Source organism: Ramlibacter sp. (genome assembly GCF_013697775.1).
Lineage (GTDB): Bacteria > Pseudomonadota > Gammaproteobacteria > Burkholderiales > Burkholderiaceae_C > Ramlibacter.
Map to the genome: position 1 here is coordinate 1 of NZ_JACCWG010000044.1, position 9,060 is coordinate 9,060.

The following is a 9,060-nucleotide window of genomic DNA, read 5'->3' on the forward strand; positions in this document are numbered from 1 at the left end:
CACGTCGCCGGCCTTGGCCTGCGCGTTCGCCAGTAGCGTGCGCACGACGTCCGCATACACCCGCACCAGCGCGTTGCCGGCCAGCCAGGCGCGGTGCAATTCATTGTCGCCCACCGTGTTCAGCGCCATGAGCTCAGCGCGCAGCGCATCGGGAAACGGCGCGGTCGCGTGCTCGATCACCAGCGGCGTGGTCGGGGTGAAGTCGGCAAGCAGGCCGTCGACACCGTCGAGCGAAGTGCCTGACATCAGGCCGATGTAGAAGCGGGACATGGTCGGCCCGATGGTAAGGCAGGCCGGGCGCGCCAGGCCACAAAAGCCGCCCGGCGGGGGCGTTTGTTTCAGTCGCGCGAGGCGACGGTGGTGGTGGACGCCGCGGCGGCGAGCTGGGCGCGCAGGCGGCGCGCGGATGCCTCGAAATTGGCGCGCGCCTGGGGCGACAGCTCGGTGTTCTGGCTTTGCTGCGCCATGGTCAGCGGGTCGCGCTGTTCGCCGTTCTCGCGGAATTCGAAGTGCAGGTGCGGCCCGGTGGCCCAGCCGGTCTGGCCGACCGCGCCGATGCGCTGGCCGCGCGACACCTTCTGGCCGGCCTGCACGTCGAAGCGGCTCAGGTGCGCGTACAGCGTGGTCTCGCCCTTGCCGTGGTCGACCACGATGACGTTGCCGTAGCCGTTCTGCTCTCCTACCGACATGACCATGCCGTCGCCGATGGTGCGCACCGCCGCGCCTTCGGGCGCGCCGTAGTCCACGCCCAGGTGGGCCTTCCAGGTGTGCAGCACCGGATGGAAGCGCATCGAGAAGGTGCTGGTGATGCGCGAGACTTCCACCGGCGACGCCAGGAACGAGCGCTCCAGGCTGTGGCCGGAAAAGTCGAAGTAGCCGCCCTTCTTGCCGGGTTCCTGGTACCACAGGGCTGCATGGCTGCGGCCGCCGTTGACGAATTCGGCCGAGACGATGCGGCCCGTGCGCATGGGCTCGCCGTCGGCTTCCAGCACTTCGTAGACCAGGCTGAAACGGTCGCCGGAACGCAGGCCGCGGTTGAAGTCGATGTCGGTGCCGAACACCTCGGTCAGCTGCTGCGCGACGGTGTCGGGAATGGAGGCCGCGTCGGTGGCGGCGAACAGCGAGCCGCGGACCGTGCCGCTGCCCATGCGCAGCGACGCCACCAGCGGTGCCGCCTCCACGCGTGCCGTGAACTGGCCTTGGGCGCCGCGCTCGGCCACGAAGCGGTTGAAGCGGCCGCTGTCGTCCGACACCCAGCGCACGCCGAGCTTCTGCAGCGCCTGCGCGCCGCTGGTTTCCACGCTGACGGTGCGGCCCACGCGGCCAAGCACCTCGGTGCGGAACACCGGGTTGGCGCGCAGGAAGGCAGCAGCGGCCGGATCATTCACACCGAGCCGCGCCAGCAGCGATTCGGCGGTGTCGGTGGCGCGGGTGAGTTCGCTGCGGAACAACTGCAGGGGATGGGCGTCCAGCGCATCGAGCTGCGGCTGGATCGCGGCGGGCTGCACGGTCTCGAGGATCTGGCGCACCGGCAAGGCGGCCGGATCGGGGCGCGCCGTGGCGGAAGCAACTGCGAAGGCGCCACCACCGCCACCGAGCATCAGCGCCGCGATCAGCGCCGTCACGTGCTTGGGATGGTGTTCCAGCGCATGTGCCGCGCGGGACGCAAAATGCTCCGCAGCGGCGATCAGACCATATTTCAAATCCAGAATCCTTTCCTACAGGACGTCAGTATCGTCCTACAGAGTGTCCGAGGGGCGGTGCCGCTCGGCCTGTACCGGTCAATCCGGCACGCGGGGAGAAAAATTGCCGCAACTAGAATCGGCAAGCTTTCCGAAAGTGTCGCGAGTATAGCCACCCATCCAGCGCGGCCGCTGAGAAAATCCTTTATGAATCAAGCGCCTGTTACAAAAAACTTTCCCGTCACCGATCGCGTGCGCGAGGCGCTGGCGGTCAGCCTGCGTAGCGCCCAGGAGCTGATTCCCGAAGAGGATTGGCTGAAAAAGCTGGCGCGCTCGGAGGCCACGGGTGTGCCGCTGCGCATCAAACTCGGCCTTGATCCTACAGCGCCCGACATTCACATCGGCCATACGGTGGTGCTCAACAAGATGCGCCAGCTGCAGGACCTCGGCCATACGGTGATCTTCCTGATCGGCGACTTCACCACCATGATCGGCGACCCGTCGGGGCGTAACACCACCCGGCCGCCGCTCACGCGCGAGCAGATCGAGGCCAATGCCGAGACCTACCGCGCCCAGGCGTACAAGATCCTGGACCCGTCGAAGACCGAGCTGCGCTACAACAGCGAGTGGAGCGACCCGCTGGGCGCCCGCGGCATGATCCAGCTGGCCGCCCGCTACACGGTGGCGCGGATGATGGAGCGCGACGACTTCAGCAAGCGTTTCAAGGAAAACCGCTCCATTTCGGTGCATGAATTCCTGTATCCGTTGATGCAGGGTTACGACTCGGTCGCGCTGAAGAGCGACCTGGAGCTCGGCGGCACCGACCAGAAGTTCAACCTGCTGGTCGGGCGCCACCTGCAGCAGGAATACGGCCAGGAGCCGCAGTGCATCCTGACCATGCCCCTGCTGGAAGGCCTGGACGGCGTGGACAAGATGTCCAAGAGCAAGAACAACTACATCGGCATCACCGAGGACGCCAACAGCATGTTCTCCAAGGTGATGTCGATCTCCGACGTGCTGATGTGGCGCTGGTACACGCTGCTGAGTTTCCAGAGCGAAGCGCAGATCGCCGCGCTGAAGGCCGAGGTGGAGGGCGGGCGCAACCCGCGCGATGCGAAGGTGGCGCTGGCCAAGGAAATCGCCGCGCGCTTCCACAGCCCGGCGGCCGCCGAGGCCGCGGAGCAGGACTTCGTCAACCGCAGCCGCGGCGGCGTGCCCGACGACATTGCCGAAGTCGCGCTGACCGGCGCGCCGCTGGGCATCGCGCAGCTGCTCAAGCAGGCCGGCCTGGCGCCGTCCACCAGCGAGGCCAACCGGCTGGTCGACGGCGGCGGCGTGCGCGTGAACTCCAACGTGGTCAGCGACAAGGGCCTGAAACTGGACGCCGGCAGCTACGTGGTGCAGGTGGGCAAGCGCAAGTTCGCGCGGGTGACGCTCGGTTGATGTGATGTGGGCACGTTGTACGGGAAATGTACAATATGCCCATGATCACCAATATCGACATCGACGAGGAGCTGGTCGCGCAGGCCATGCAGTTGTCGGGTGCGCGCACCAAACGCGAGGTGGTGGACCGCGCCTTGCGCGACATGGTGGCGCGTGCCAAGCGGCCGCGCATGCGCGACCTGTGGGGCATCGGCGGTATCGATCCCGACTACGACCCGAAGGCCCGGTCGCCTGAGGAGTTCGGCAAGTACCGTGTCGAGCAAGGCGTCGCCACCTACAAAGTGACGCCGCTGCCTGCTGTCCCCCCTGTGCCCGATGTGCCGGCCAAGCCGCGCCGCAAGCGCTGATGCTGCTGGTCGACTCCTCCGTCTGGATCGACGTGGCCCGCGGCATCGCCACGGAGGCGACGCGCTTCCTCGACGCGCAGGACGACCACGACGAAATTGCGACCATGGGCATCATCTTCCAAGAGGTGCTGCAGGGCGCACGCAGCGATGCCGCGTTCGCGCAGATGCGTGCTAGGTTCTGGTCCATGCTCATCCTGGAGCCGCGCGAGCTCTCCACGTACGAAATCGCGGCGCAGCTGTACCGCAGCGCCCGCGGCAAGGGATTCACCATCCGCAGGCCCAATGACTGCCTGATCGCGGCCATCGCGCTCGAACATGGCGCACTGCTGGTCCACAATGACCGTGACTTTCTCGCCCTGGCGCAGGTGGAAGCATCGCTGTTGATCTATCCGGGCCGCGGGCACTGACAATCGCCGCATGTCGCTCGCCGCTTTCGCGAAATCGCTCCAGCCGCAGGTGTTGCTGCGCGCGTCCATTGCCGTGGCCGTGCTCACCATCGGGCTGAAGACACTCGCCTGGTGGCTCACCGGCTCGGTCGGCCTGCTTTCGGACGCGATGGAGTCGCTGGTCAATCTGGCCAGCGCGGTGTTCGCATTGGTGATGGTGACCATCGCCAAGCGGCCGGCCGACACCGGCCACCCCTACGGGCACCACAAGGCCGAGTATTTTTCCTCCGGCTTCGAGGGGCTGATGATCATCGTCGCCGCAGTCGGCATCGGCTGGGCGGCCGTGGACCGGCTGCTGGCTCCGCAAGGCATCGAGCAAGTCGGCGCCGGCCTGGCGCTGTCGGTGCTGAGCTCTGCCGCCAACGCGGCGCTGGCCTGGGCCATGCTGCAGTCGGCACGCCAGCACCGCTCGGTCGCGCTCGAGGGCGACGCGCGCCACCTGCTCACCGATGTGTGGACCTCGGCCGGCGTGGTGCTGGGCGTCGGCCTCGTGGCCGTCACGCAGTGGCAATGGCTAGACCCAGTGGTGGCGATCGGCGTGGCGCTGAACATCCTGCGCGAAGGGGCGCGCCTGGTGTGGCGCTCGTCCGAAGGGCTGATGGACGGCGCACTGGAGCCCGAAGTGATGGCCGAGATCAGCAAGGCGCTCCAGCAGTTCGAGCACCACACCATCCGCTTCGACCACGTTTCCTCGCGGCGCTCCGGCGCACGCCGCTTCGTCGATCTGCACATGCACATGCCGGCCAGCTGGACGCTGGGCCACGCGGCGGCGCTGCGGGCCAGCGTCGAGCAGGCGCTGATGAGCGCGGTGCCCGGCCTGCGCGCCACCATCCAGCTGCTGCCCACCAACGTGGAAGCGCATTTCGGCGACCAAGAGGACCTGATCTGATGCTGGCCGTGGTGCAACGGGTGCGCGAAGCGCGCGTGGTGGTGGCGGGCGAAACCATTGGCGCGATCGGCGCCGGCCTGCTGGTGCTGGTATGCGCCGAGCGCGGCGACACGCAAGCGCAGGCCGACAAGCTGCTCGCCAAGCTGCTGAAGCTGCGCATTTTCGGCGATGACGCCGGCAAGATGAACCGCAGCGTGCAGGACATCGCGGGCGGGCTGCTGCTGGTCAGCCAGTTCACGCTGGCGGCCGACACCAGCGGCGGCAACCGCCCGAGCTTCACCAACGCGGCGCCGCCCGACGAAGGCCGGCGCCTGTACGATCACATCGTGCAGCAGGCGCGCGCCGCCCATCCGGTGGTGCAGACCGGCGAATTCGCCGCCGACATGCAGGTGCACCTGGTCAACGACGGCCCGGTGACGATTCCGATGCGCGTGCCGCCGGACAGCGCCGGCGCTCAGTAAGGGTTGGGAAACCCCAACATCCCCAGCAGCAGGATTTCCAGCGCTTCCATCTCCAGCGCGTCGCGGTCGTCAGTTTCGTGGTCGTAGCCCTGCGCATGCAGGGCGCCGTGCACCAGCAGGTGCGCATAGTGCGCCTCCAGCGGCTTGTCCTGTTCGCGGGCTTCACGTTCCACCACCGGGCCGCACAGCACCAGGTCGGCGGCGACCACCGGCTCGCGCGTGTAGTCGAAGGTCAGCACGTTGGTGGCGTAGTCCTTGCTCCGGTATTGGCGGTTCAGCGCGCGGCCTTCGTCTTCCCCCACCAGCCGCACGGCGATCTCCGCCGGCCGCGCGAGCGCCGCTTCGATCCAGCGCGCGACCTTGGCGCGCCCGAGCAGCGCGCGGTGCGCCTGCACGCCCGCGAAGTCGCCGAACTGGAGCGACAGCTCCAGCCTATTTGCCGCCATCGTTTTTGCGTGCCGCGTCGTAGGCATCCACGATGCGCGCCACCAGCGGGTGCCGCACCACGTCGGCGCTGGTGAAGCGCGTATGGGCAATGCCTTTCACGCGCTTGAGCACGTGCTCGGCCTCGATCAGGCCGGAGAGCTGGCCCTTGGGCAGGTCGATCTGGCTCACGTCGCCGGTCACCACGCATTTGCTGCCGAAGCCGATGCGCGTGAGGAACATCTTCATCTGCTCGGGCGTGGTGTTCTGCGCCTCGTCCAGGATGACGAAGGCGTTGTTCAGCGTGCGCCCGCGCATGAAGGCCAGCGGTGCGATCTCCAGCGCGTTGCGCTCGAAGGCCTTGGTCACGCGCTCGAAACCCATCAGGTCGTACAGCGCGTCGTACAGCGGCCGCAGGTACGGGTCGACCTTCTGCGTCAGGTCGCCGGGCAGAAAGCCGAGCTTCTCGCCCGCTTCCACCGCCGGGCGGGTGAGCACGATGCGCTGCACCGCGCTGCGCTCCAGCGCATCGACCGCGCAGGCCACGGCCAGGTAGGTCTTGCCGGTGCCGGCCGGCCCGATGCCGAAGGTGATGTCGTGGCTGGCGATGTTCTCCAGGTAGAGGCTCTGGGTGGGCGTGCGCGCGCGCAGGTCGGCGCGGCGCGTCTGCAGCACCTGCGAGCCGTCCTCGGCCTCGGCCAGCGGCATGTGGTCGTCGCCCGAGGCCATCAGCTGCACGCGTTCGGTGGGGATGGCGCGCCGGGCCATTTCGTACATGGCCTGCAGGATCTCCAGCGCGCGTTCGGCGCGCACCTTCGGGCCTTCGACGCGGAACTGTTCCTGCCGGTGGCCGATGCGCACCTGCAGCGCCGCCTCCAGCGTGCGCAGGTGCTCGTCCAGGGGGCCGCACAGGTTGGACAGGCGCGTGTTGTCGGGGGGTGTGAAGGCGTGTCTGAGAATCAAGCTGATAATCCCGGGAGAGGATCGCAATGATAGGCAGATTGACGGGAACACTGAGCGAAAAGAACCCCCCGCAGGTGCTGGTGGACTGCCATGGCGTCGGCTACGAGGTCGACGTGCCCATGAGCAGCTTCTACAACCTGCCCGGCCTGGGCGAGAAAGTGTCGCTGCTGACCCACTTCGTGGTGCGGGAGGATGCGCAGATCCTCTACGGCTTCGGCACCGCCGGCGAGCGCGCGGCGTTCCGCCAGCTGATCAAGATCTCCGGCGTGGGCCCGCGCACGGCGCTGGCCGTGCTCAGCGGCCTGAGCGTGGCCGACATCGCCCAGGCTGTCACCGCGCAGGACGCGCGCCGGCTGGTGAAGATCCCCGGCATCGGCAAGAAGACCGCCGAGCGGCTGCTGCTGGAACTCAAGGGCAAGATCGGCGCCGACCTGGGCGAGCTCGGCGCGCCCATTACCAGCGACGCGCAGGGCGACATCGTGCAGGCGCTGGTGGCGCTGGGCTACAACGACCGCGAAGCCGCCGCTGCGCTGAAGGCATTGCCCGTCGACGTGGGCGTGAGCGACGGCATCAAGCTCGCGCTGAAGGCGCTGGCCAAGTGACGGCGAAGGCGCGCGCGTGAGCATCCAGACCGACGACTTCGGTGCCGCGCCGCCCAAGCGCGTGATCTCGGCCGCGCCCGCGTCGCCGGCCGAGGAGGCCATCGAGCGCGCCTTGCGGCCCAAAGGCCTGCGCGAGTACGTCGGCCAGGCCAAGACGCGCGAACAGCTGGAAATCTTCATCGGCGCGGCCATCAAGCGCGGCGAGGCGCTGGACCACGTGCTGCTGTTCGGCCCCCCCGGCCTGGGCAAGACCACGCTCTCGCACATCATCGCCAACGAGCTGGGCGTGAACCTGCGCCAGACCTCCGGCCCGGTGCTGGAAAAGCCCAAGGACCTGGCGGCGCTCTTGACCAACCTGGAAAAGAACGACGTCCTGTTCATCGACGAGATCCACCGCCTGTCACCGGTGGTCGAGGAAATCCTCTACCCGGCGCTGGAGGACTACCAGATCGACATCATGATCGGCGAGGGTCCGGCGGCGCGTTCGATCAAGCTGGACCTGCAGCCGTTCACGCTGGTGGGCGCGACCACGCGCGCCGGCATGCTGACCAACCCGCTGCGCGACCGCTTCGGCATCGTCGCGCGGCTGGAGTTCTACACGGCCGAGGAACTGGGCCGCATCGTGCGGCGCAGCGCCGGCCTGCTGCAGGTGCCCATCGACGACCACGGCGCGGGCGAGATCGCAAGGCGCTCGCGCGGCACGCCGCGTATCGCCAACCGCCTGCTGCGCCGCGTGCGCGACTACGCAGACGTGAAGGGCACGGGCCGCATCACCGAGGACATCGCGAACAAGGCGCTGGCCATGCTGGACGTCGACCCGCTGGGCCTGGACGTGATGGACCGCAAGCTGCTGGAGGCCGTGATCCACCGCTTCGATGGCGGTCCGGTCGGCCTGGACAACGTGGCGGCCTCCATCGGCGAGGAGCGCGACACCATCGAGGACGTGATCGAGCCCTACCTCATCCAGCAGGGCTACCTGCAGCGCACGCCGCGAGGGCGCATCGCCACGCTGGCGGCCTACCGTCACCTGGGCGTGGTGCCACCCAAGAGCGCGGGCGAACTCTTCTCCGAGTAGCCGGTGTCGCGCCCGGGCGCGATGCCCCAGGCCTATTCCAGCGCGCTCAGGTCAGGGCGCCCCTGGCGTCAACCCGGATGATGCGCTCCACCGTGCCGGCCTCCAGCCCGCCGGCCACGCCGACGATGTGGTCGTGCAGGTTGACCGTGGGGTCGCAGTGGCCGGGGATCAGCCACAGCGTCTCGCCCAGCGCCGGCAGGCGCGTGCCGCCGGCGGCGGGGCGCAGCACGCCGTGCTCGTCGCCGCCGTTGAAGTACTCCAGCTCGGTGCCCGGCTGCAGGCACAGCACCTTTGGCAGGCCCGAGTCGATGGCATGGCTCTTGTGCCCGGCGTCGCACACCGCATGGCCGGCGCTCACGCTGATGACCTGTGTTTTCACGAACAGCGCATGCTCGAACTGCGGCTGCGCGGGGTCGCGCTCGTTGGCCGCGTAGTCGGCGTCCATGAACATGAACGAGCCGGCCTGCAGCTCGCCGTACACGCCGCTGGCCGCTTCGCAGACCATGGTGCCGGTGCCGGCGCCGGTGACCAGGTCCACCGGAATGCCCTCGGCCTCGATCAGCTTGCGGGTGAACAGCACGTCCTGCACCACCATGGCGATGGCGTCGCGCCGCTCCTGGGCGCCCCGCAGGTGCTGCGCCTTGCCGTGGTAGGCCTGCAGGCCGGCGAAGCGCAGCGGCGCGTGCTTGCGGATCTCGTGCACCAGCGTTACGGCCTGGCGCCCGGGCG

General features: G+C 68.4%; 11 protein-coding genes and 1 pseudogene. 7 read left to right on the forward strand and 5 right to left on the reverse strand.

Features of this window, described 5'->3' with window-relative positions; genetic code table 11:
- Positions 1 to 270 (reverse strand): anhydro-N-acetylmuramic acid kinase (locus H0U68_RS02690; protein WP_296352623.1); only part of this gene is annotated, 270 nt, incomplete at its 3' end.
- A gap of 68 nt (positions 271 to 338) precedes the next feature.
- Positions 339 to 1,703 (reverse strand): M23 family metallopeptidase, encoded by a 1,365-nt coding sequence (locus H0U68_RS02695; RefSeq protein ID WP_296352624.1) that lies wholly within the window; start codon positions 1,701 to 1,703, stop codon positions 339 to 341.
- A gap of 186 nt (positions 1,704 to 1,889) precedes the next feature.
- Here H0U68_RS02695 and tyrS point away from each other — a divergent pair, with 186 nt between their 5' ends.
- Genes tyrS through dtd form a run of 5 tightly spaced genes read left to right on the forward strand, consistent with a single transcriptional unit; the run spans position 1,890 to position 5,268 of the window.
- Complete coding sequence (gene tyrS / locus H0U68_RS02700) at positions 1,890 to 3,125, forward strand: tyrosine--tRNA ligase (RefSeq protein ID WP_296352625.1); 1,236 nt, start codon at positions 1,890 to 1,892, stop codon at positions 3,123 to 3,125.
- 41 nt (positions 3,126 to 3,166) lie between these two features.
- Entirely contained in the window at positions 3,167 to 3,472 is a 306-nt protein-coding gene (locus H0U68_RS02705; protein ID WP_296352626.1) for a type II toxin-antitoxin system VapB family antitoxin, read from the forward strand.
- On the forward strand, positions 3,472 to 3,879 hold the full coding sequence (locus H0U68_RS02710; protein WP_296352627.1) for a PIN domain nuclease: 408 nt from the start codon (positions 3,472 to 3,474) through the stop codon (positions 3,877 to 3,879). Before H0U68_RS02705 ends, H0U68_RS02710 begins: the two co-directional genes overlap by 1 nt.
- A 10-nt stretch (positions 3,880 to 3,889) precedes the next feature.
- The gene (locus tag H0U68_RS02715) at positions 3,890 to 4,807 is read left to right on the forward strand and encodes a cation diffusion facilitator family transporter (RefSeq protein WP_296352628.1); all 918 of its coding nucleotides are present in this window, start codon (positions 3,890 to 3,892) and stop codon (positions 4,805 to 4,807) included.
- The gene (gene dtd / locus H0U68_RS02720; protein WP_296352629.1) at positions 4,807 to 5,268 is read left to right on the forward strand and encodes a D-aminoacyl-tRNA deacylase; all 462 of its coding nucleotides are present in this window, start codon (positions 4,807 to 4,809) and stop codon (positions 5,266 to 5,268) included. Before H0U68_RS02715 ends, dtd begins: the two co-directional genes overlap by 1 nt.
- Here dtd and ybeY read toward each other — a convergent pair.
- Positions 5,262 to 5,714 (reverse strand): rRNA maturation RNase YbeY, encoded by a 453-nt coding sequence (ybeY, locus tag H0U68_RS02725; RefSeq protein ID WP_296352630.1) that lies wholly within the window; start codon positions 5,712 to 5,714, stop codon positions 5,262 to 5,264. The genes dtd and ybeY overlap by 7 nt on opposite strands.
- On the reverse strand, positions 5,701 to 6,654 hold the full coding sequence (locus H0U68_RS02730; RefSeq protein ID WP_296352631.1) for a PhoH family protein: 954 nt from the start codon (positions 6,652 to 6,654) through the stop codon (positions 5,701 to 5,703). Before H0U68_RS02730 ends, ybeY begins: the two co-directional genes overlap by 14 nt.
- A gap of 26 nt (positions 6,655 to 6,680) precedes the next feature.
- Here H0U68_RS02730 and ruvA point away from each other — a divergent pair, with 26 nt between their 5' ends.
- Together ruvA and ruvB are read left to right on the forward strand one after the other, a co-directional pair.
- Complete coding sequence (gene ruvA / locus H0U68_RS02735; protein ID WP_296352632.1) at positions 6,681 to 7,256, forward strand: Holliday junction branch migration protein RuvA; 576 nt, start codon at positions 6,681 to 6,683, stop codon at positions 7,254 to 7,256.
- A gap of 16 nt (positions 7,257 to 7,272) precedes the next feature.
- On the forward strand, positions 7,273 to 8,331 hold the full coding sequence (ruvB, locus tag H0U68_RS02740) for a Holliday junction branch migration DNA helicase RuvB (protein WP_296352633.1): 1,059 nt from the start codon (positions 7,273 to 7,275) through the stop codon (positions 8,329 to 8,331).
- Between the two features lie 46 nt (positions 8,332 to 8,377).
- Here the strand turns inward: ruvB and H0U68_RS02745 are convergent.
- Positions 8,378 to 9,060 (reverse strand): annotated as a pseudogene (locus H0U68_RS02745) (DSD1 family PLP-dependent enzyme); the annotation flags it as partial.

Bases quoted from the DNA above. Each gene is read 5' to 3' on its own strand.
- H0U68_RS02705 (WP_296352626.1), top strand. From the start codon at position 3,167: ATGATCACCAATATCGACATCGACGAGGAGCTGGTCGCGCAGGCCATG.
- dtd (WP_296352629.1), top strand. From the start codon at position 4,807: ATGCTGGCCGTGGTGCAACGGGTGCGCGAAGCGCGCGTGGTGGTGGCG.
- H0U68_RS02715 (WP_296352628.1), top strand. From the start codon at position 3,890: ATGTCGCTCGCCGCTTTCGCGAAATCGCTCCAGCCGCAGGTGTTGCTG.
- H0U68_RS02710 (WP_296352627.1), top strand. From the start codon at position 3,472: ATGCTGCTGGTCGACTCCTCCGTCTGGATCGACGTGGCCCGCGGCATC.
- ybeY (WP_296352630.1), bottom strand. From the start codon at position 5,714: ATGGCGGCAAATAGGCTGGAGCTGTCGCTCCAGTTCGGCGACTTCGCG.
- ruvA (WP_296352632.1), top strand. From the start codon at position 6,681: ATGATAGGCAGATTGACGGGAACACTGAGCGAAAAGAACCCCCCGCAG.
- tyrS (WP_296352625.1), top strand. From the start codon at position 1,890: ATGAATCAAGCGCCTGTTACAAAAAACTTTCCCGTCACCGATCGCGTG.